At 37.8% G+C, this 23,272-nt stretch carries 20 protein-coding genes and 1 tRNA gene; 11 read left to right on the forward strand and 10 right to left on the reverse strand.

The window, feature by feature from the left end:
* The first annotated feature begins 152 nt into the window (after positions 1–152).
* Together PP182_RS07980 and PP182_RS07985 are read left to right on the forward strand one after the other, a co-directional pair.
* The gene (locus PP182_RS07980; RefSeq protein ID WP_272650824.1) at positions 153–2,414 is read left to right on the forward strand and encodes a TonB-dependent receptor; all 2,262 of its coding nucleotides are present in this window, start codon (positions 153–155) and stop codon (positions 2,412–2,414) included.
* Between the two features lie 108 nt (positions 2,415–2,522).
* Positions 2,523–3,023, forward strand: coding sequence for a hypothetical protein (locus PP182_RS07985; RefSeq protein WP_272650825.1), 501 nt, complete (start codon positions 2,523–2,525; stop codon positions 3,021–3,023).
* A 5-nt stretch (positions 3,024–3,028) separates the two neighbouring features.
* On the opposite strand, the gene PP182_RS07990 is transcribed toward PP182_RS07985, so the two are convergent.
* The 4 genes from PP182_RS07990 to folE form a co-directional block, all read right to left on the reverse strand.
* On the reverse strand, positions 3,029–3,469 hold the full coding sequence (locus tag PP182_RS07990; RefSeq protein ID WP_272650826.1) for a monoheme cytochrome C: 441 nt from the start codon (positions 3,467–3,469) through the stop codon (positions 3,029–3,031).
* Positions 3,470–3,487: 18 nt separating this feature from the next.
* Entirely contained in the window at positions 3,488–4,708 is a 1,221-nt protein-coding gene (locus PP182_RS07995) for a sulfite oxidase (RefSeq protein ID WP_272650827.1), read from the reverse strand.
* 52 nt (positions 4,709–4,760) lie between these two features.
* Entirely contained in the window at positions 4,761–5,060 is a 300-nt protein-coding gene (locus tag PP182_RS08000) for a hypothetical protein (RefSeq protein WP_272650828.1), read from the reverse strand.
* Between the two features lie 69 nt (positions 5,061–5,129).
* Positions 5,130–5,729 carry a GTP cyclohydrolase I FolE gene (gene folE / locus PP182_RS08005; protein WP_272650829.1) on the reverse strand — a complete coding sequence of 200 codons (600 nt, stop codon included), beginning with the start codon at positions 5,727–5,729 and terminating at the stop codon, positions 5,130–5,132.
* Between the two features lie 213 nt (positions 5,730–5,942).
* Between folE and PP182_RS08010 the strand changes: the two genes are divergently transcribed.
* From PP182_RS08010 to PP182_RS08020, 3 genes are read left to right on the forward strand one after another with little or no spacing between them, the layout of a single operon-like run.
* Positions 5,943–6,623 (forward strand): ABC transporter ATP-binding protein, encoded by a 681-nt coding sequence (locus PP182_RS08010; protein WP_272650830.1) that lies wholly within the window; start codon positions 5,943–5,945, stop codon positions 6,621–6,623.
* Between the two features lie 10 nt (positions 6,624–6,633).
* Positions 6,634–7,191, forward strand: coding sequence for a CPBP family intramembrane glutamic endopeptidase (locus tag PP182_RS08015; protein WP_272650831.1), 558 nt, complete (start codon positions 6,634–6,636; stop codon positions 7,189–7,191).
* Positions 7,188–7,952 carry a TIGR02757 family protein gene (locus PP182_RS08020; RefSeq protein ID WP_272650832.1) on the forward strand — a complete coding sequence of 255 codons (765 nt, stop codon included), beginning with the start codon at positions 7,188–7,190 and terminating at the stop codon, positions 7,950–7,952. The genes PP182_RS08015 and PP182_RS08020 overlap by 4 nt, the downstream gene beginning before the upstream one ends.
* Here PP182_RS08020 and PP182_RS08025 read toward each other — a convergent pair.
* From PP182_RS08025 to PP182_RS08035, 3 genes are all read right to left on the reverse strand, one after another.
* Complete coding sequence (locus tag PP182_RS08025; RefSeq protein ID WP_272650833.1) at positions 7,949–9,748, reverse strand: cytochrome-c peroxidase; 1,800 nt, start codon at positions 9,746–9,748, stop codon at positions 7,949–7,951. The two genes, PP182_RS08020 and PP182_RS08025, sit on opposite strands and share 4 nt — an antisense overlap.
* Positions 9,749–9,819: 71 nt before the next feature.
* Complete coding sequence (locus PP182_RS08030) at positions 9,820–11,412, reverse strand: hypothetical protein (RefSeq protein WP_272650834.1); 1,593 nt, start codon at positions 11,410–11,412, stop codon at positions 9,820–9,822.
* 190 nt (positions 11,413–11,602) lie between these two features.
* Positions 11,603–12,739: a Gfo/Idh/MocA family protein gene (locus PP182_RS08035; RefSeq protein WP_272650835.1), complete on the reverse strand. Its 1,137-nt coding sequence runs from the start codon at positions 12,737–12,739 to the stop codon at positions 11,603–11,605.
* A gap of 139 nt (positions 12,740–12,878) precedes the next feature.
* Between PP182_RS08035 and PP182_RS08040 the strand changes: the two genes are divergently transcribed.
* Positions 12,879–14,369, forward strand: a complete 1,491-nt coding sequence (locus tag PP182_RS08040) for a S10 family peptidase (RefSeq protein ID WP_272650836.1) — start codon at positions 12,879–12,881, stop codon at positions 14,367–14,369.
* Here PP182_RS08040 and PP182_RS08045 read toward each other — a convergent pair.
* On the reverse strand, positions 14,366–14,824 hold the full coding sequence (locus tag PP182_RS08045; RefSeq protein WP_272650837.1) for a hypothetical protein: 459 nt from the start codon (positions 14,822–14,824) through the stop codon (positions 14,366–14,368). The genes PP182_RS08040 and PP182_RS08045 overlap by 4 nt on opposite strands.
* Positions 14,825–15,012: 188 nt before the next feature.
* Here PP182_RS08045 and PP182_RS08050 point away from each other — a divergent pair, with 188 nt between their 5' ends.
* The 3 genes from PP182_RS08050 to PP182_RS08060 are packed head-to-tail and all read left to right on the forward strand — an operon-like array spanning position 15,013 to position 17,785.
* The gene (locus tag PP182_RS08050; RefSeq protein WP_272650838.1) at positions 15,013–15,375 is read left to right on the forward strand and encodes a hypothetical protein; all 363 of its coding nucleotides are present in this window, start codon (positions 15,013–15,015) and stop codon (positions 15,373–15,375) included.
* 10 nt (positions 15,376–15,385) lie between these two features.
* Positions 15,386–16,075 (forward strand): SGNH/GDSL hydrolase family protein, encoded by a 690-nt coding sequence (locus PP182_RS08055; RefSeq protein WP_272650839.1) that lies wholly within the window; start codon positions 15,386–15,388, stop codon positions 16,073–16,075.
* A gap of 3 nt (positions 16,076–16,078) precedes the next feature.
* Positions 16,079–17,785 carry a phytoene desaturase family protein gene (locus PP182_RS08060; protein WP_272650840.1) on the forward strand — a complete coding sequence of 569 codons (1,707 nt, stop codon included), beginning with the start codon at positions 16,079–16,081 and terminating at the stop codon, positions 17,783–17,785.
* Here PP182_RS08060 and PP182_RS08065 read toward each other — a convergent pair.
* Entirely contained in the window at positions 17,782–18,654 is an 873-nt protein-coding gene (locus PP182_RS08065) for a phytanoyl-CoA dioxygenase family protein (RefSeq protein WP_272650841.1), read from the reverse strand. The genes PP182_RS08060 and PP182_RS08065 overlap by 4 nt on opposite strands.
* A 557-nt stretch (positions 18,655–19,211) precedes the next feature.
* On the opposite strand from PP182_RS08065, the gene PP182_RS08070 reads away from it, so the two are divergent.
* A complete protein-coding gene (locus PP182_RS08070) occupies positions 19,212–20,771 on the forward strand; it encodes a M28 family peptidase (protein WP_272650842.1) in 1,560 nt (519 codons plus the stop codon).
* Positions 20,772–20,880: 109 nt separating this feature from the next.
* On the opposite strand, the gene PP182_RS08075 is transcribed toward PP182_RS08070, so the two are convergent.
* Positions 20,881–20,957 (reverse strand) — tRNA-His (locus tag PP182_RS08075).
* 297 nt (positions 20,958–21,254) lie between these two features.
* Between PP182_RS08075 and PP182_RS08080 the strand changes: the two genes are divergently transcribed.
* Positions 21,255–23,267 carry a tetratricopeptide repeat-containing sensor histidine kinase gene (locus PP182_RS08080; RefSeq protein ID WP_272650843.1) on the forward strand — a complete coding sequence of 671 codons (2,013 nt, stop codon included), beginning with the start codon at positions 21,255–21,257 and terminating at the stop codon, positions 23,265–23,267.
* Positions 23,268–23,272: the final 5 nt, after the last annotated feature.

Below are 23,272 nucleotides of genomic sequence, written 5' to 3' on the forward strand. Positions count from 1 at the left end.
TTTCTACCAAATATTCCAAATCAAAAAATCCTTGATCATTATACATTTTTAAGTAAATATCAAAAACTACATTTTGTTCTTAGAGGGCCTCCGGCGGTATAGATTCTAAACGTTTTTATACTTTTTACAAATCTCTATAACAAATAACGAAAATGAGAAATATTTACTGCGTCCTATTTTTGACGCTTTTCTGTAATTTTACTTTTTCCCAAAATACATTAACGGGAACACTCACCAACGATGAAGATGGCGAACCTTTAGAACAAGTCTCTGTTTATTTTCCACAACTTGAAAAAGGAACCATAACCGACGTCAACGGTTATTATGAAATATCTAATTTACCCATGGGTACTTTTAAAATTGTTTTGTCCTATCTTGGATTTAAGACAGTTTCCGAAACCATTGAAATTAATAGTATAAACACTCAATTTTCAAAAACCCTTGTACCAAGTGCTATTGAAATGGAGGAGGTCATAGTTTCCACACCTTTTCACAAACTTCAACGTGAAAATGTGATGAAAGTAGAAAGAACCAGTGTCAAAGAATTAAAGACAACTGGCGCCATTAATTTGTCCGAAGGAATAACAAATATACCTGGTGTGGAAAGTGTTTCCACTGGTGTTGGTATCGGCAAACCTGTAATAAGAGGTCTAAGTTCGAATAGGGTCTTGACCTATACACAAGGCGTACGCTTAGAAAATCAGCAATTTGGTGATGAACACGGCTTGGGTATTAGTGATGCCGGAATTGAAAGTGTAGAAGTAATCAAAGGTCCTGCCTCCCTACTTTATGGTTCGGATGCTTTGGGAGGTGTACTCTATCTTAACCCTGAAAAATTTGCAACTTCAAATAGTACCGAAGGAGATTTAAATCTCAATTATTTTTCGAATACCATTGGTTTTAATGGAAATGCCGGGATTAGAACTTCTTCGGAAAAAGTTAAATTTCTAGCAAGAATGGGTGGTGCCTCCCATGCCGATTATAAAACCGGTGGTGGAGAAAGGGTTACAAATTCACGTTTTAAGGAATATGATCTAAAGACTGGAATTGGATATCAATTGGCCAATTTCAATACGGAACTACGATATAATTATAATAATTCGGTTTTGGGAATTCCTGAGGAAATTGGGATTCAAAATAGGGGAAGAGAGGCTTTGGAACCCTTTCAGGATATTACAACTCATATTATTAGTTCAAAATCCAATATATATTTTAATAATTCCAGTTTACAGGCCATATTTGGTTATACCCAAAATAATAGACAGGAATTCGAAGATCACAATCATGGAGAGGAAGAAGCCGGTACTGAAGAAGAAGAAGAACATGGCGAAGAAGCTGCCCTTGATATGAAACTAAAAACTTTTAGCTATAACATACAATATAACCTTCCAAAATTTGGAACTACTGAAGCCATTGTGGGAATCCAAGGAATGAACCAAACCAATAGTAATTTTGGAGAAGAAATATTAATTCCCGATGCTACGACCAATGACTTTGGCATTTTGGCCACATCCCATACTCACTTTGAGAAAAGTGACTTACAGCTGGGTATTAGATACGATATAAGAGGAATAAATAGCAATGATAATGGTATTGTTGGCGACCCGGATTACATTGCAGCCTTGGACCGCAATTTTAATAGCTTTAATTTGGCTGCAGGATATAAGCTTGATTTCTCCGATCAATTAACGGGACGAGTGAACATAGCTTCAGGGTTTAGAGCCCCTAATTTAGCAGAGCTTACCTCAAACGGTACACATGAAGGGGCCAATAGGTATGAGGTTGGAAATCCAAATTTGGACAATGAACGAAATGTACAAACCGATATCTCCCTAGAGTTTAAGAACGAGCACTTTGAAGTTTATGTGAATGGCTTTTACAATAGCATTTCAGATTATATCTATTTGGAACCTAATGGAGAATTTGTCGAAGAAGACCCTGTTTATCTGTACTTACAACAGAACGCAGTCCTTCATGGAGGCGAAATAGGAATGCACTATCATCCACACCCCTTGGATTGGTTGCATTTAGAAAGTAATTTTTCTTTGGTCCGAGGTGAATTGGACAATAGCAACAACCTACCTTTGATACCGGCAAATAATTGGAACAATACGTTACGATTTGAATTTAATAATTCTGATTCACGTTTTTCCAACAGTTATGGCTTCATCACATTAAGGTCCTTTTTTGAACAGAACAAGGTTAGCACCTTTGAAACTCCAACCGATTCTTATAAACTATTAAATATAGGAATGGGAACCACAGTAAGCTTTAACAACCAAGAAATTGGAATAAAATTAAGTGCAAATAATATATTGGATATGAACTATGTTTCTCATCTGTCTAGGTTAAAAAGTGATGGTATATCCAACATCGGAAGAAATGTCAATATTGGTGTAAGCATTCCCTTATAGGTATTTATTCTGTAAGCGGAGATAGAAAAGTCTTTCCATTAAAATTGGAAAGACTTTTTTCATTATATCCACGTTATAAATCAATTATTCATATTAACCATAAAAACAATGAGACACCTAAAAGTGCCCTTATTCATTATCATAGCTTTTATACTTGGAAACTTGCATTCACAGGAAAATACCTATAATTATTCGGATTTCCGGCCCCATGAATTTATGGAAGGCGGTGTTGCCATGGATTACTCAACTTTGACGGAACATTATTTTGGTTTGGAACAAAATTTCTATGACAGTTACCCTAAAGTTAATAATATGATGTCCGTTAACGATGACTTTCATTTACTCAATGAGCGATTGAACATGGAATATCCATTTAAAAGAAGGAGGCATCCCCTTGAAAAAACAGGTAGAATATTGACGTATATAGGAGTTCCCTTAGCCATCATTGGGGGTATTATGGTCGCTGGTGCAGACGAACTCTATTATGAATGTGTTAATGGCAATTGTTCTGGAGATGCCCGTGGTGGTTTTGGTGTTGTTATGCTGGGCGCAGGAGCCGGCCTTACAGGCACAGGAACAGCTTTATGGATACTAGGAAGTAAAAAATAGCTTAGCTATTTGCCTTCCAAGGTATACCACTCAATATCTCCCAATACGGCTCTTCGACCTTTTTTAAATACAGGGTAATTCGTAGTAAGGTAATCAACTATGATATCTTGGTCTTCCCCTAAGTCCCAAAGACCTTGGGTTTCCTGCATCCATCGAATAGTGGCGTTCCATTGCTCCTTACCCATTCTATTTTGGATGATTAATTTGGAGGAATGACATGTGGTACAATTGGTTACAACCTCTTCCAGACCTTCTCCCTCTACCAATCCTGTGCTAACATGAATTCCGTCAACAATAGGATTTTGATCATCTACACCATTGTCAATTAATTCCATGGTATCATCGGTTTCAACTCCCGAATCCCTTATAATCAAAAAAATCACCCCCAAGGAAATGAGTACTAGTGCAGCAATGGCTAAATAGGTATGTATTGGTTTTCTGATCATAAAATCTCACTAAGGGACTTATACTACTTTGACTGCAATTCTATGACAGGCATTGTTTAGATACCCTTTAGGATTCCAACCAGGTAGTACCATAGGTTGTCTATTACCTTTGCTATCGGTGGCCCTAGCCCAAACCTCATAATATCCTTTTTGGGGAAATATTATAGTCCCATCGAAATGCTGCCAGGCCAATCTATTAACGGGTCGCTGTAAATTACATAGGTTCCAGGTAGACCCAAAATCTATGGAATATTCCATACTCCCGACTTCAAATTCTCCTGCCCATGCATGTCCGTTTATCTTCAAAGGTGTTCCTAAGTCAATCATAGCTCCAGATTTTGGGTACGTAATTAAAGACTTTACGGGCATGGATTCAATGATGCACATATTCTCATCGGCGACTTTTTCTCCAGGAGCTACGGTTTCACAAGGAACCCTATAGGAGCTACCACCCATTTTTTCACCATCGTGTACTTTATTTCTAATACTTATGCCCTTAATCCATTTTCCCGATACCGATGCCGGCCATCCTCCGGCTACCAACCTTAAAGGGAAACCATGGGCTAGAGGAATATCTTCTCCGTTCATGGCAAAAGCCAAGAGGGTCTCATCCTGCAAGGCTTTTGTCATTGGGGCACCTCGAGATATAGATTCCTTATTGGGGTTTCTGCTTAAATGCATATCCGCACCGTGATAGGCTATATAAACCGCATCAGGTTGTATACCTACATCTTCCAAAACATCTCGTAGCCTAACGCCAGTCCATTCCGCACAGGAAACGGCCCCGATAGTCCACTGATTACCCTTTGCCGGCGGATTAAATTCACTCCTGCCATTTCCACCACATTCTAGTGTGAGTTGATAAGTATAATTTTTAAATTTTGATTTTAAATCCTGTAACGTATATGACTTTTCTTGTTCCGCGGATTCACCGTCTATTTTCACAACCCAATTGGAAACATTTATTTCATCTGGAATTAAACCGTTGTTTCGGATGAACATATATTTATTTGGGGTAACCTTATCATTTAAAAGATGTGCTTGTGCCTCCATATTCCATGGCTTGTCGTTCAAAAGAACCATGCCAGGGTCTTTTTGGAACATTTTGAAAGGATCAGGCTCTTGAAAGGCCAAAGGAAGATAATCCTCAGGCATTAAGTTGTTAAAAACAATATCACTGAATAAGATTGTGGATAGCCCCCCTACTCCTGCTTTTTTGACAAAATTTCTTCGCTTCAAGATGTTTGGATTTGTCTTTAAAGTTACATCTTTTAAAAAAATCTAAAAGTAATTATACCTCAATGGTCCTTTGTTTTTTGGAAGATTTAAAAACATAGGTATAAAACCACATAATGGTGAAGGTAGGGATAACGTCCAACCCTGGAATAATTTCCTCAATAAAAGTAACTATACCAGCGGCCTGCCCTATTTTTCCTTTATACATTCTGGTCATGAGCCAACCCGAAAGTGGAGCCCAAATGATATCGGAAAATTCACCTACAAAGGGGATTGCGAAAGACAACATTCCTATTGCATCAAATAGTAATCCTAGGAAGAGTTGCTTATATTTTTTGTCTTTGTTTTTCGACATACCGTAAAATTATAAATCCTACAGAAATGAGCAACAACAATGCCAAAAACCTAGTCAAATAGTATTCGACTAAGATAAATCGGAGCTGATTAACTTTAAGAATTCGTTACGTGTTTCTATTTTTTCGAATTGCCCCCTAAAGCCAGAGGTAGTAGTCACGGAATTCTGCTTTTGAACCCCTCTCATCATCATGCACATATGAGAAGCTTCTATAACAACGGCAACACCTTTTGGTTTCAGTGTATTGTTTATACATTCAAGAATGTCATGTGTTAAACGCTCTTGGACCTGTAATCTTCGGGCAAAAACGTCCACTATTCTGGGAATCTTGCTCAACCCAACAATATGACCATCTGGTATATAGGCTACGTGCGCCTTGCCAAAAAATGGGAGCATATGATGCTCACACAGCGAGTAAAGTTCTATATCCTTAATAATGACCATGTCGTCATAATTCTCTCTAAACATGGCGCCTTGTAATATCTCTTCGGCACTCTGCTTATATCCTTGCGTTAAAAATAACATAGCCTTTGCTGCCCTTTCTGGAGTTTTGAGTAAACCTTCACGATTCTTGTCCTCCCCTATTTCATCAATTACCGAAGAGAATTTTTCCTTGATCTCATCCGTAATTTCCATATTGTATTCTTCTAAATTCCTGTATGGCGACATTTATTGTGTTTAATTAATTAAATAATTACTTGAACAAAAATATTCATTGTTATCGCATTCCTAGCTAATATATCGTTAAATTTATTTTGAAGCACGAAATAAATTTAAACTGACACCCATAAACAAAGGTGGCATATGCCATAGTTCAAAGAATACCTATATTTTTTTATATGATACCCTTTCTTTAAATTCACGGGCTCATTTATCCATGATATGATTAAAGCTAAAAACATCCATAAATATTATGGGACATTAGAAGTTCTAAAGGGTGTGGACCTACACATAAAAAAGGGGGAAATAGTATCCATAGTCGGTGCTTCTGGAGCAGGAAAAACAACACTTTTACAGATATTGGGTACGCTAGATATTCTTACAAACACAAATGAAGGTAACCTTATCGTTAACGGTACGGAAACAACTAAGTTGTCCGGTAAAGAATTGGCAAAATTTAGAAACGAACATATTGGTTTTATTTTTCAATTTCATCAGTTACTCCCTGAGTTTACGGCAATAGAAAATGTGTGTTTGCCGGCTTTTATAAAAAAAACGTCAAAAGAGGCAGCAGAAAAAAGGGCAAAAGAACTATTGGACTTTTTGGGACTCTCACATCGATATCATCACAAGCCGGCCGAACTTTCGGGCGGGGAACAACAAAGAGTAGCTGTTGCTCGGGCCTTGGTAAATAACCCCTCCATTATTTTTGCAGACGAGCCCAGCGGTAATTTGGACTCTGAAAGTGCCGATAACCTGCATAACTTATTTTTTGAACTACGGGAAAAATTTGGGCAAACCTTTGTAATCGTGACCCATAATGAGGACCTGGCTGAAATGGCAGATAGAAAATTGACCATGGTAGATGGGAAAATCGTTGATAAAGAGGTCATACTTTCTTGATATTTTGCCCATGCTAAAAGAGATTATTGAGTTTGCTAAGAATCCCACTTACGAAGAACATGTTCCAATTGGAAATACGGACAAAATAAAATACATTTTAAAATTAGTGGTTCTTGCTTTCTCCCTAAGCATAGTTTTGAGTATAATCATAGCTAGTTTGGAAACAATTTTTGGTTTTGAACTGGGTAAGCATGCCATGGACGTTTTTTTGGATAATTATCCAGTGGTGTACCTATTTCTATTTGCCGTAATCGGCGCACCTTTATTAGAAGAATTGCTTTTTAGAGGACCTATGATATGGTTTAAGGAATCCAAGGTATTTCCGTTTATATTTTATATCCTAACCATTGCATTCGGATTTATGCATATTACAAATTATGAGATGAACACCCAGACTATCTTGTTGTCTCCAATCCTAGTCTCTCCGCAATTATCGGTAGGCCTATTACTCGGTTTTACAAGGATAAAATTTGGACTATTGTACGCTATGGCATTACATGCGATGTATAACTTAGTTTTGACAGGTCCCATCTTTTTGTTCAAACTGTTAGATATTCCAATCGAATGAACAAGAAAGAATTAAAAGAGTTTTTGGATGTAAAGGTTGCAACCTATAACAATCCAAAGTTTTTAGAGGCTGACCCCATTCAAATTCCACACGTATTTACCAGAAAAGAGGATATAGAAATCAGTGCCTTTTTAACGGCAACCATTGCATGGGGAAATAGAAAAAGCATAATTAACAATGCAAAAAGAATGATGGAGTTGATGGGAAATAGTCCCCATGATTTTGTTATAAACCATCAAGAATCCGATTTAGAAACATTAGCACCCTTTGTGCATAGAACTTTTAACGGTAACGATTTTTCATATTTTATAAAAAGTTTAAAGAATATATATCGAAAACATGAAGGCTTGGAAGGTATATTTACAAAGAATCAGGCAAAGAGCTCATTACAACCCACAATCTCGAAATTCAAAAAAATATTCTTTGAGCTTCCTTTTGAACAAAGAACAACGAAACATGTTTCCGACCCACTAAAAGGTTCTGCAGCCAAACGAATCAATATGTTTTTGCGATGGATGGTCAGGGATGCCAATAATCAAGTTGATTTTGGGTTATGGCCAGGTATTTCACCTTCAAAACTATCCTGTCCCCTGGATGTACATTCAGGAAATGTCGCTAGAAAACTAAAATTATTAAAGCGCAAACAAAACGATGCCAAAGCCTTGGCCGAGCTGGATAATAGCTTAAGAAAACTGGACCCTATGGATCCAGTTAAGTATGATTTTGCACTATTTGGACTGGGGGTTTTTGAAAAGTTTTAGAGGGCCTTCACCTCAGCATCCGTTAGTGTCTTAACAAATGCCACCAAGGCCTTTTGCTCGCTGTCAGAAAGATTCAGTGCATCAAAAGGCAGGGTTTGTCGTTCCAAAACAAAACCCATTCCTGCCCCCCCACCTTGGTTATAAAAATCCATAACCTCTTCTAAAGTGGCATACACCCCATTGTGCATATATGGGGCTGTAAGTTCCGCATTTCTCACACTTGGGGTCTTGAACATACCCCTATGTAATTCTTCGCCATACATCCAATAAAAGCCAAGATCTCCATCCAATTTTTTGTTTTGTTTTGTTTCGGGAACACCTATCACCTCTTTTTCCGTTTCTGTGTAAAATGGAGGAACTGTACCATTAGTGAGGGGCATAAAATGACAAGTAGCACATAGCGCCTTGCCCATAAAAAGGTTCATACCCAGCTGCTCCTCCTTTGTAAATGTACTTTCCTCTCCCCTCATATTCTTATCAAACTTACTATTGAAGGTGTTCAACGTACCAACATAGGCCGAGATGGCTTTGACTATATGTATGTTCTTTAAAGCAGTGTTAGGATAGACTTTTCTGAGAAGTGTGGTATATAGGCTATCCTGCAATATATCATCTGAAAACTGGTGCACCGCCGTATTAAATTCACGGTCATTGGTAAAAACATTACTAATTTGATCAGCAAGCGTTGGGGACCTACCATCCCAGAAAAAATTTTGCTGGTAAATAGTATTAAGCAACGTAGGCGTATTGCGATCTAAGGATTTTCCAGCATTGTCCGTATTGAACACCAAACCATCGGCATATGCTTTTTCTGGATTGTGACAGCTTACACAGGCCATGTTTCGAGATTGGGATAATCTTGGCTCAAAGAACAACTTCTCTCCTAAAGCTATCTTGGCATCGGTAATAGGACGATCAACCGGTGGAGTAAAAAAGAGGGTATTAAAAGAGGCATCCTCAAAAAAAGTAGATGCATCAAAATTAAAGGGTTTGTTATCCACATTCGTCCATAAACCACTTTGGTCCCTTATATTTTTCCAACTTCTGGTTATGGGATTGAAATAATCTCGAATAAAGGAATAACGGTCAAAAGACTCAAAATCTGTATTAGTATTCAAATAGACCACAGCCCTATCAATAAGCTCCAAAAAAGTTGAATGCAACGTGCTGTTTTTTCTTTTTATTGCATCAGCCAAAGTAAACCCATACAACTCTTTAAGATGATTCAGGGAAATAGCACTCTCTGAAATACCTAAATGACTTACAGGGGTATCAAACCCTGAAATACTATGGCTAATGATGCGTAGCAATTGCTGTTGTACGGCAATAAAAAACCTTTGTGGATTAAGGGGTTTGTCCGCAATATTGTGCTCCAAATTCCCCAACAGGCCCTTTGTGAGTTTAAGCTCTACCTGAAATTGTTCCTTTGAGGTATTCCCATCATATATACTTTCTTCAATTTTTTGTAACCCAAAAGGTCGCATGATTTTACCTGTATCTTCCTTGTATAATGGTAGCGCCGGACCGTTCGCTCGGTGGCCCACCTCCGGATTAAGGTAGGATGCATAAGGCTCTGCCTTTTTGAACTGTCTTCTTAATTGGATAAAAAGGAGTTTTGCCTTCGGGTCATTTGGCTCCACGATTAAAAGGCTATCTATATATTGGTTAGCATTTTGAATAGACCTAAGGTAAGAGGCACGGGCCAAATCCCATGATACAGCCTTAGTAACTTTGGTCTCAGGGGCACAGGATATAAGTAATACACTACTATAAAAAAGAATGAATTTATTCTTCATTGCTGTTACGTATTTAATAACGAGTCTCCACTTGAAATAAATGGAGACTCGTTCTGAATTATAAAAAGGATTTATCTGGGCAGTCCCTGCAAAATGACAATCTGTCCACCTTGATCATCTTCACGGGCACCGGCAGCAATAGCAGCTGCATTTGTTTCCATATCATGCCCGTCCAAACCTTTGAAATCATCACTCTCCCAGTAGTGGGGCTGCAGGTTTAACAAAAATGTTCCAGGTACGCCGACCTTATCGGAAATATCCTCCAATGCACCGAACTCCCCACTAAAACCTGTACTTCCAGAAGGATCTAAATCTTGGCGCACGATTAACTCCAAAACTACCCTTGAATTATTTCCATTAAGGTCAGATTGGTAGATGTAGGCTGCATGACCTCTATCAAATGAGTTGGGGTCTTCCTGATAATAAACAAAGTTTTCGGTAACTGTAATGTTGTCCGGGCTTTGTAATAATGGATTATTGCCATCTGCATTATTCGAATCCGTATTTCCACTTACAATTTGGGTCAATTTTCCTGTCAAAGGAGATGCTTCATCCAATTCCAATTTATAAACGGTTCCCCAATCGTTGTAAGTTCCAGCTCCAGGACCTCTACCGGTTACTGCAAAAAATACGTTTCGTCCATTGGAATCTGAGCCCTTTTGGTAGTCCACATCCTCAACACGCATAAAGGCAGAAGCTTCTACTGCCACACAAGCGTCTTCCATTTCGTTTTTGGTCATTGCTGCTCCATCGACAATCTCTACAAATTCAACGTCATACGTTTGCTGAAAATCTAGGTTGGATTCATTGTATATGGTACCTGGTAAAACGTCCATGGCGCCCCCAGCACCATCTGAAATTTGTTTAAACCTTAAAACATAAATTTTACCTCCGGTAAGATCGGCATCACCTGCTTCAGAATAATACAAGGTAACTTGCCCTTCCGAACCACTAGAATCGTCATCCCCACCTATAATCACGGTTTTACCGGTATAGGCATCTTTAGGCAAGGGAACAGCATTTTCCCATGAAAATTCACCCAAAGCATCCAGTCCAAAATCGGCTGTTGGCGTTGGTACGGCTATATAGGGGTCAATTCCCTTAACATCGTAATGAAAGCTTTCCGAAGCGGAAAGAAAAAGGTCTGAAGACCCTCCGTGAATGGCGGCTTCCCACATGGTCCCGGAACATTGCCTTGCAAAATCTGCAACTCCCGAGTTTAATAGCCAGTCACCCTCAATAGGGTTCATATTGGCGTCAAATTTAATCCTAGCCACACCGTAATCATCTTCGGCATTGCTCAAATAAATATAGCCATCACTATTTGGGTCATTTAGAAAACCAGCGCCATCTTGAGCCCCTACCAATTGAAATCCATTCGATAGGGTGTCCCTTGTACTGATTAAAGAGTAGGCCTTTACAAAGTTGAACTGTGGCTGCATCGCCACTAAGGGATCTAATTTTGATTTATTCTCGAAAATGGTGCTCTCTGACATAAAATCCTCTCCGTCCCTACCATCGGCGCCATCTTGACCGTCTACACCATCAATTCCATCTCTACCGTCTAAACCGTCCATGCCATCTTCAGGATCACAGCCCATAATTGCTAATCCCATTAAGGAAAGAAAGAAGGTTTTAATTAATACATTTTTTGATTTTTTCATTTTCATTCTAGTTTTAGGTTACATAATGCCCAAAACTAAAACTCGAACCTTTTAATAAGGTTCATAGAAAATTAGTAATCGATTAACTAAACTTTACTAAACTGTTACAGTGTAAATTTATAATGAATTTGAAGTGAGTAAATCTTCAACTTTAGGTTAACTACTATTTAAAAAACTTAATATCAAATGATTACGCTACAATTCCCATAGTACCCAAATCCAATTCCTGTTTTTTGCCACCTTCGGCTATGGATTTATATATTGCTTCTACGATAATCATATCCCGTTTACCCATTTCGCCAGGAGCTACATTGGTAGTGCCCATGAGTATATGCTTGGCAAAATCGTCCATTTGAAGGGCTTGTTGCCTTTTATGGGGAAAACTTATCACATTTCCGTTGGACGTTTTTCCGCTTATGGGTCCATAACTATGGGCAGGGTCCAATTCGAACCAACCCTTGCTACAATGGGATTTTAATCTATTTCCATTCGCATTGTGTGAGGTCATCATATGTGCCACCGCTCCAGTTGGAAATTCGAACTGGGCAGTTATAGTTTCATCCGTTTCTTTAAAATATTCAGGTCTAGTACTAAATTCTTGGGCAGAAACCGAAGATGGGTTAGATCCACAACCATATATACTCGTTTGTATGGAGTATACGCCCATATTCATTAAAGCACCTCCTCCAGATAATTTTTTGTTCAAACGCCACTGGTCTGGATTACCTTGTGAAATATACCCCGCATCAGAGGAAACGAACTTTACATCTCCAAATGTCTTTTCTGCCACGTATTTTTTCACTTCTTTGGTGTAAGGGTCCGATTGCATTCTGTATCCTACTGATAATTTAACCCCGGCTTTTTTACATGCCTCTATTATGGCGTCACACTCTTCTACACTTATGGCCATTGGTTTTTCACAAATCACATGTTTTCCTGCCCGGGCCGCCCTAATACTAAAATCGGCATGCATGCTATTGGGTAATACCACATATACAATATCAATGGCATCATTTTTGGCTATGGTATCAAAATTTTCATAATTGTAAATATTCTTTGAGGATATATCGTATTTCTCCTGCCAAACTTTTTCTTTTTCTGGGGTTCCTGTTACAACACCGGCCAGATAACAGTGTTCGGTATCCTGTAAAGACGGGGCCAATTGATAAGTACTATAACTACCTAATCCAACAAGTGCAATTCCCAGTTTCTTTTTATCCTGATTGGTACTATTTGCACAGGCCAGACTCGTCCCTCCCAATAAAGCAGTGGCAGTGATTCCTTTCCCCATAGTCAAACTGAAATCCCTTCTAGAAAATATTTTCATTTTTAATTAATATTTTATGAATTATTCATTTTGATACTCCATTAAATATAACAAGAATAAAATTGAATAAAATCCATAGCTGCATAAAATGGTATTTCTCAATAAATGGTTATTTTTAAACGACTAATTCAAACAACATATGAAAAACTATTTATTATTAACTACGCTATTATTATCCCTTCATTTTCAGATTTATTCCCAAAACAGAAAACTACCGGTCGATACCGTTATTACTACGCAACACAACGTTACCATCAATGGGAACTCCATAGACTATACGGCAAAAACGGGAACCCAGCCTGTTTGGGATGAACACGGTGAACCCATAGCCTCTCTACATTATACCTATTATACGCGGAATAATGTGAAGGACAGGGCTTCCAGACCCTTATTGATATCCTTTAATGGAGGTCCTGGGTCAGGTTCAGTTTGGATGCATTTAGCCTATACAGGCCCACGAATCCTAAAAATTGACGACGAAGGTTATCCGGTTCAACCTTACGGGGTCAGTGAAAACCCATATTCCGTTTTAGACGTTACCGATGTGGTGTATGTAAATCCTGCGAATACAGGCTATTCCAGAACAATTCCTGAATCCGGTGAAAAAGTGGACCGTAAAAAATTCTTTGGCATCAATGCCGATATTGAATACTTGGCGGAATGGTTAAATACGTTTGTCACAAGAAACAATAGATGGCGTTCACCAAAATATCTTATTGGGGAAAGTTACGGTGGACCAAGGGTAATGGGCCTTTCTTTGGAACTACAGAACCAACAATGGATGTATTTAAATGGTGTGATTTTGGTATCGCCCGCAGATTACAAAATCATTCGTAACGAGGGCCCTGTGGCAGAAGCCATCAACCTACCCTACTATACGGCAGCAGCTTGGCATCACAAGGCCTTACCTTCCCAATTACAGAGCAAAGATCTTTTGGATATTTTGCCCGAATCCGAGGCATATACCATAAACACATTAATTCCTGCCTTGGCAAAAGGAGGATTTATTCCGGATAACGAAAAAACGGCGGTGGCGGAAAAAATGGCCTATTATTCCGGCTTGAACACCAAGGACATCATGGACCAAAACCTATCGGTTCCTACATCGTTCTTTTGGAAGCATCTTTTGAAGGAAAAAGGAGGCTATACCGTTGGACGGTTGGATTCCCGTTATATGGGACTGGATAAACAACTTATGGGTATGCGTCCAGACTATAATTCCGAACTTACTTCGTGGTTGCATAGCTTTACGCCTGCCATAAATTACTATCTACAGGAAGAGTTAAAATTTAAGACCGATATAAAATATAATATGTTCGGCCCGGTACACCCATGGGACAACTCCGATGAGAATACACGAGAAAACCTAAGACAGGCCATGGCACAAAATCCATATTTGAACGTTATGGTACAATCAGGTTATTACGATGGTGCAACTACTTATTTCAATGCAAAGTATTTAATGTGGCAAGTGGACCCAAGTGGCAGAATGAAAGACCGTTTTAGTTTTAAAGGATATCGTTCCGGTCACATGATGTATTTGAGAAAAGAAGACTTACAAAAGGCCAATAATGATATAAGAGACTTCATCAACAATACCTTGACCAACGGCAAAAGTGCCAAATATTAGCGATTTCTATTAAGAACATTGGGCGAAATAGCCAAAATGGAAAGCGAGGTATCTGCAGAAATGGTATCAGTTGGATGTGTATAACCGTCTATTTTAAAACCGATAGCATCTCTAAAAAGCTGCTCTCGCTTTCTTTTTTTCTTTTGCTTGAAAATATCAATGGTAACCCCAACAGTTACACCCCCAAGAACGGTTGCTAACAAGTCCTCATTATCCCAACCCCCATACTGGTTTTGATCAATACCTTCCTTGGCCAAACCTATGAGCAGACTACCCCCCACAGATCCTGCAAAGGTCCATGCGCGGTTACCATCGGAAATTTGATTCGCCAGGCCCGCTCCTACCATACCAAATAGGTTTCCACCGACAAAGTGCAATACTTTGTCTTCGCTTACCTGGGATTGACCCTTCAAAGCAAGAAAAATCAGTAATGATAATAATAGAAGTGTTCTCATACCCCACAAATATATCGAAAGCTTTTTCAGGCTTCGTGTTTTTTCACAAAATAACTAAGCTTTAAATAGTATATTAGGGCTTTATTACCACTTTGGATATTAAAACTTTTTTAAAAACGATATCATTAATTCATCTAGCCTTGGTAGCAGGTGTGTCCATTTTTCTAGTTGTTTCCTATTGGCAAACAATGGAATTTAATGCTGAAATGGACAATCAAAATCTCTTCTTGTACATAGTTCCGGTTTTTGCTTTACTAGGTTATTTCGGAAGTCAGTTTGTTTTTAAAAATATACTATCAAAGATTCGGAAGGATGCGAAGCTGGATGAAAAATTAAATACCTACCAAACCGCGTCTATCATAAAGTATGCATTAATAGAAGGACCCGCTTTTTTGGCAATTGTTGCCTATAATAGCAGTGGTAATGCCTTGCCTTTGGTTATTGGCATATGTTTAATACTGTATCTGGCCGTACAGAGACCGAACCGTGAAAAAATTATTGAAAGCCTTCCATTAACACTGGAAGAGAAAAGAAAACTTGAACATCATTAATGAATAAAAAATGAAAAATTTCAGATTATTACTTATGGGAATTCTTGCCACATTCTTAACCAACAATACTATGGTAGCTCAAGACTGGGCCAATTTGAAAATGTTCCAAGAAGCGAATGAGCAAATCGAAACACCTGCACCGGATGAAAATAGAGTTGTCTTTATGGGGAATTCCATAACTATTGGATGGTTGAATTCAAGACCAGAGTTTTTTGAAGGGAAACCTTATATTAACAGAGGTATCAGCGGGCAGACGACTCCACAAATGTTAATTCGCTTTAGACAAGATGTAATCGATTTAAACCCAAAAGCTGTCGTAATTTTGGCGGGTACAAATGATATTGCCGGAAATACTGGGCCTTCAAGCTTAGAAATGATAATGGACAATATAAAGGGAATGGCCGAAATGGCACATGCCAACGGAATTAAAGTCATTTTATCATCAACATTACCGGCCTACGATTACCCTTGGAAACCAGGCATGGAACCCGCAGGTAAAATTATAGCTTTGAACAAAATGATACGGGAATATGCTCAAGACAACAACCATATCTACCTAGACTATTTTTCAGAAATGGTGGATGAACGTAATGGTCTTCCCAAAAAATACGCTGAGGATGAAGTACACCCAACGGTTGAAGGTTATAAGGTTATGGAGCCCTTAGTGGAAAAAGCAATACAAAAAGCCTTGAAAAAGTAACCATTGGTCCAAAACAAAAATTTTAAAGATATTTCAAACCAATCATGGGACTCTATAATCATCGGGTCTGGTGCTGGAGGTTTATCCGCTGCCATTTGTTTATCCAGGGCAGGCCATAAAGTGCTGCTTTTGGAACAGCATGATGTTCCCGGAGGATGGTGCCATAGTTTTTATTTAAACGGCCACAGGTTTACTCCCGGTGTTCATTATATAGGTCTTTTGGGAGAAGGGGAAGCTACCAGTAATCTCTACAAAGGGTTGGGAATAGCAAACGATTTAGCGTTTTTTAGAATGAATCCCGACGCTTATGAACATGTCCATATTGGAAATCATCGGTTTGACTATCCAGATAATCCGGCAGAACTGGAAGCGCGACTTATTTCAAAATTCCCTGAGGAAGAAAAGGGTATAAAGAAATACTTAAAGCTAATACAGCTTGCTAGCGAAGAGCTATATTCCCTACCCTACATTAAAGGTTTTTGGAAAAAGTTGTCCCTACCCTACAGAACCAGGCATTTTGGAAGGTATGGTCTTTTTAGTTTAAAAAGAGTCATCAATTGGCATATCAAGGACCCACTTTTAAAGAATATTTTGAATATTCAATGTGGTGATCATGGGGTACAACCCCGTAAAGCGGCCTTCATTCTCCATGCAGCTTTAATGTTCCATTATTTCAAAGGGGGGTATTATCCTATGGGTGGCGGAGGTGCCATGGTAAAAGCTATGACCAACCGTTTTAAAGAACACGGCGGGGTGCTGAAAACATCCACTTCGGTAAAAAAAATATTGATTGAAGGTGATACATCAAAAAAGGCAGTAGGCGTGGAACTGGAAGATGGAAGCCGGATTTTTGCAAAGCACCTTATTTCCAATGCAGATGTTGGGATTACCTATAATCAATTGGTTGGAAGGGAACACTTAAGCCCTAAACTTAAGAAGAAACTGGATAAAACTATTTATTCCTGCACTTCTTTGATGCTTTTTCTCACTGTAGACATGGATGTGAAAGCAGCTGGTTTGGATTCTGGCAATATTTGGGTGATGCCAGATAAGGATGCCGATACATATTATGATGAAATAATGCAAAAAGACCTCAATACTATCGAAGCTTTTGAAGGTATGTTCGTCAGTTGCACCACACTAAAAGACCCTACAAGCTTTGATGGAAAGCACCACTGTTTGGAAGTAATTACGTTCATTGATTATGAACCATTTGAATCTTTTAAAAATGAAGCCAATGAGCGCTCTGAGTCCTACTTGCGTTTTAAAGAAGCCTTGATAGACAAAATGATTCGAGGATTGGAAAAGGTAATACCTAAGGTGAGTGAACATATCATACACAAAGAGCTAGGTACCCCGATTACCAATGAATATTATATAAACACAACAAAGGGTAATGTATATGGAACCGAGAAAAGTTTAAAACATATTGGTCCTTTTGCCTATAAGTCTAAAAGTGAGATTGAAAACCTTTACTTGTGTGGTGCCAGTATTTTATCCCACGGGGTTGCAGGAGCAGGTCATTCCGGTGTAAACACGGCTGCCGTAATTTTAGGATGTTCCCCAGATGAGCTCAAAGAACCCGAACCTGATCAAGAATTAATGATTTTAGAGGCTGAGGGTGACCCAAAAGACTACCCGGAATCTATTCTAAATAAAATGAATATTCGGCAGAAGAAAATGTCGGATAAAGAAAAGACACACGCTTAAGGATAAAGGAGCGGGAAAAACTTACCTTCCATTTTTTGGCCTTTTGAAATTGGCGGCACACCTTTTAAAAGTTCCTCATTGGTATTGCTCACGGTTCCATCGGCGAAAACATTGAGAACGAAAGCCCTCCTTGGCCTTTTTGATTTATTTTCATACGAACCATGCACCATTAAGGGATGATGAAATGTAGCATATCCCTTTTTTAAGGGTATAGGAACTGGGTTGAATTCTTTTTTCTGTTCTTCCGAAAGATAATCCAGAAGCCCGTTCATATCACCGGCTAGTTCCGGAGCATCCAACAATCCCCACTTATGGCTCTTTGGTACATAATACAAGCAGCCATTTTCGGTAGTAGCATCGTCCAGACCCGTCCAACAAGTAAGGTGCTGCATTGCAACCGTACGGGTCCAGTAGGAATAATCTTGATGCCAAGCCACTACCCCACCGTGTTCCGCCGGTTTATAAAATAATTGGTCATGCCAAAAACGAACGGACTTGTTCCCAAGTAATTGATGAGCGGCCATGATGAAAGCAGGGTTCCAAAGAACATCATGAAATCCTACTGTTATTCTCCAATGCCCTAGCGAATGAAAAAGTAGTGAATTTTCGTCCTTGGACTCATTACTATGAAATTCGTAAAATAAAGGATGAGCTGGGTGCAAAGGGTCCATTATTTCATCCAATTCCTTTTGAAGTTGCTGGATCTGTTTATCATCCAACAATTTAATATCTGATAAAAAACCGTATTCGTTAAAATGAGAAACTTGGTCTTTATTCAATTTATAGGGTTCCCATTCTTCTTGGGTGCTCGGTAAATCAAAAAGGTTTGAAATTAACGAATGACGTTCTGCTAAATCTCTAATAGTCATAATTCACTAATTAAATGGCTCTGTAATTAAAGATACTGAATTCTATTCTCTAAATTAAGCACCAAATTATAGACCATGAAATACATCTTACTAATTTTTTATGCTGTACACTAATTACCTGTAGTCAAAAGGAAGATGATTCTAAGGATATAGACAAGATTCGAAACATTTTACATAACCAGCAAAATAGTTGGTCGAATGGTAATATTAAAGGTTTCATGTCCGGTTATTGGAAAAATGATTCGCTAAAATTCTCTAGTGGGTCCAAGCTTTCCAAGGGCTGGTAGACTAAACTTGAATATTACACCTCAGGTATCCAACTCAAGCGCACACCGGCAAATTAAACTTTAAAATCGCCGATAATACGAAAATCAGTAGCGATGCCTATTGGGTCATGGGTGAATATCACTTAAAACGTGAGGTTGGCGATGCCTATGGTACCTTTCTAATTATCTTTAAAAGAATCGACGGTAAATGGAAAATTGTAGCCGATTCATCCTGTTGATAAAGGAGTATCGATTTCTTTTGATTATTTTTGAAAAATTTCACGCTCAATTATGAAAAAGTCACTTTGGTTATTGGCTGGCCTTTTGGTCGCCTGTAATTCTTCACAAAAAACGGTCAGCAAGGATGTAGTTTCCAAAGCGCCGGTCGATCCAAAAGCTTACGCGGAAACGATTACGGAATCCGAATTAAAGGAACATCTTTATACCTATGCCTCAGATGAGTTCGAGGGCAGGGAAACAGGACAACCAGGTCAGAAGAAGGCCATTGCCTATATAAAGACCGAATATGAAGCGTTGGGGATACCACCTGCGCAATCCAACGGTGATTATTTTCAAAAAGTACCGATTGAAATAAGTAATCTCCCCATTGGAAAGTTAAGAATCGACAACAAAGATTTTCTGTTAGGCAATCATGTTTTGACCTTTTCCTCCTCACAATCTGATTATAATGAAATTGTTTACGTGGGATATGGAATTGAAGAAGATCAATATTCCGATTATACAGGGTTAAACGTAGCAGGAAAGATTCTTTTAGTGAAATCTGGAGAACCGGTGAATAATGATGGTACTTACGTGGTATCCGGTACTTCAGAGAAGTCTGTCTGGAGCAACATGTCTGAATCCCTAGGCAAGAGACTACAACTCGCCCAAGAAAAAGGAGCTTCGGGTGTACTATACTATGATTCTGAAAATTTCGCTAGATTCAAGAGGAGGTTTGATTATATGAAAAGTAATAGCAGTGGTAGAATGAGTTTAAAAGACTTGGGCACGGAAAACTTTTCCAGTCTCTTTATAGATCAAACTTTGGCCAAAACGATTATGCCTACCATTGAAAAGGATAGCTCCCCAAAAATTTTAGACACAAAATTGAGCCTTGACTTTGAAAGCTCAAACGATGCAGTTGATTCTGAAAATGTAGTTGCGTTTATCGAGGGAACCGAGAAACCGGATGAATATGTAGTGATATCATCACATTTGGACCATATTGGAATCTCATCTGAAGGGGAGATTAACAATGGTGCCGATGATGATGGTTCTGGAACGGTAGCCTTATTGGAAATTGCCGAGGCCTTCGAAAAAGCCAAAGAAGCTGGAAATGGACCAAAACGATCGCTTGTTTTCCTGCATGTCACCGGAGAGGAAAAAGGCCTTTTAGGGTCTCAATATTATACGGATATCGAACCTACTTTCCCTTTGGATCAGACTGTTGCCAACCTAAATATAGACATGATTGGCAGAATAGACCCAAAGCGAGAAGGTGATAGAAATTATATTTATTTAATCGGGTCCGATAAATTAAGCACAGAGCTTCATGAACTTTCTGAAGAAATCAATGCAAAATACACCAATCTAGAACTCGATTATACCTATAACGATGAGAACGATCCCAATCGCTTTTATTATCGTAGTGATCATTACAATTTTGCCAAAAATAATATCCCTATCATATTTTATTTCAATGGAACCCACGATGATTATCATCGTCCAAGTGATACACCGGATAAAATCAATTATGACCTATTGGAAAATAGAACCAGACTTATTTTCTACACCGCCTGGGAACTGGCAAATAGAAATAACCCTGTGATTGTTGACAAAGCGACCGATTAAATAAAATGAACTTATAAAAAGGCCAACTTTAAAAAGTTGGCCTTTTTTGTTTCAATCCATCAGAAAAAAAAAGTCCCAAACAAATTGTTCGGGACTTAAAAGACTTAATTGGGGTGGAAGACCGGGTTCGAACCGGCGACCTCTGGAACCACAATCCAGCGCTCTAACCAGCTGAGCTACAACCACCATTTATAAGCGGTGGCAAAGGTAATTTTTTTACTATTCTAATCAAAAGAAAACCTGCATAAATAAAAATAAGTTCTACTTGAATTGTTTATTTTTCACTTTTAAAAAAAGCTCATCTATCCATAAAATATAAAATTATAATTTTGAAATATCTTTCTTTTAAAGTCTCAAATATATGTTCTAGAAAGATATATATGATTACGTTTTTTAATTATAATATTTCCAATTTTAGGATATATGAAACTGATTAATTTTCTTATTTTACAAAAATAGTATATATCCATTATCCAATACTGAATGAACCTTATTTCACTTTTAGGCACTCTTATTTATTTACCCTTACTCCTCACTTGGTCTTCCCCAGGGATACTAAAAATCAGTCCTAAAATTCAAAAACAAGAAGTTATAAAGGACACCAGTCTTATTTTAGAATTAAATAGAAAAGCTGAAGGACTTAGGTATAAAAAATCTGATTCTATTGGTATTTTGGCAAAGGAAGCCTTGGCGCTAAGTGAGAAAATTGAGTATGAAAAAGGAATTATATACTCCTACTATAATTTGGCCTTACATGAATTATATCAAGGAAACACCAGCAGGTCACTCGAATTTTATACTAAAAATACCGATAATCCGAATTTAAATAAATATCCCTCTTTAGCTATTAAATTATATAACGATATAGCTCAGGCCTATTTTATTAGAGCAGAGCATCCGAAGGCCTTCGAGGCCTTTATTAAGGCCAAAAATATTGCGGAAACTACAAATAACAGTTATGAACTAATTCGGTTAAATAGCAATTTGGGAACTTTATTTTCGCTTTTGGAAGACTATGAAGAAGCCATCAAATATTACAACGAGGCATTCAGCAAAATAGATGGTAATACTCCGGACTATATGCGAAGTTTAATTTTTGCAAATCTTGGATACCTAAATTTAAAACAGAATAAGTTAGACAGCGCCCTAGAATATCTGGAGAAAGGAATTAAATATGCCGGCAATACGGACTATTCAACTATTATAGCCTTTAACTATATTTCTCTTGGTGATTTATATAATTTGAAAAAGGAATATGCTAAAGGATTAGAATACTATGAAAAAGCGCAAACAGAATATCTTAAGAATGGTGACAAAAAAGGAACTGCAGATCTATATTATGGAATAGCAGAGTCTTACAAAGGACTTAAGGAGTATACCATATCCAAAAAATATGCTGTGAAAAGCCTTGATCTATATAAATCTTTTAGCTTAAAATCTGGATTGGAAAAGTGTTATAGACTGTTATATGAGTTGAGTAAAATCAAAAATGATTTAAGTTCTTCATTATTTAACCTGGAGCGTGCAGAAGTATATTCGGACTCTATTTCAAAAGAACAGAATAAGACCAATATATCAATGCTTCAGGCAAAATTGGCCTACGCGAAAGAAAAAAAGGAGTTACAACAAATAAGCACTTCTACTATATCCAAACAAAGAAGCTATATTATTGGCTCTTCAACTTTTCTCATACTTGCCATCATAATAATTTTGGTCATTTATCAATCCAACAAAAAAAGAAAACAACTCATTGCTGTTTTAGCGGAAAAGACTAAAGTACTTTCTGAAAATGAGCAAATGCTAAATGAAACTAATAAAACAAAAGACAAGTTATTCTCTATAGTAGGTCATGATTTAAGAGGGCCTATTGTTTCTTTAAGAGGTTTACTTAAACTTTCATTGGAAGTTAAAAATGGTGAAAGTCAATTTAAACGATTTGGACCAAAACTATTACAGGATTTGGACCATATTCAGTTTACTTTAGATAATCTATTGAATTGGGGACAAACCCAAATGCAGGGAGCAAACATCAAGCCGATTAGAATTATTGTAAAGAATGAAATCGAGGATATAAATAAATTATTCAATGAAAGTTTAGCTAAAAAGAAAATATCCATTATCAATGATATAGAAGAAGAAATGTGTGCATATGCCGATTTAAACCATTTTAGAATAATTTTTAGAAATTTAATCAGTAATGCAGTAAAGTTTACCGAAACTTCTGGAACCATAAAAATTGATGGGAAGGAAGAGGAAAATATGCTAACAATATCAGTAATAGATAACGGCATTGGAATCATGGAAACCGATATTGATAAAATCTGGAAGAATAAAGAACATTTTTCCAAATTTGGTACACATATGGAAAAAGGAACCGGCCTAGGTTTGTCACTTTGTAAGGAAATGGTAGAAAAAAATAAGGGTACAATAGGGCTAAAGAGTATAATAGATGAAGGAACTACCTTTTACGTTTGTTTACCCGTTTGCGATTCCTAATATTA

This window comes from Maribacter sp. PR1, assembly GCF_028464145.1.
Lineage (GTDB): Bacteria > Bacteroidota > Bacteroidia > Flavobacteriales > Flavobacteriaceae > Maribacter.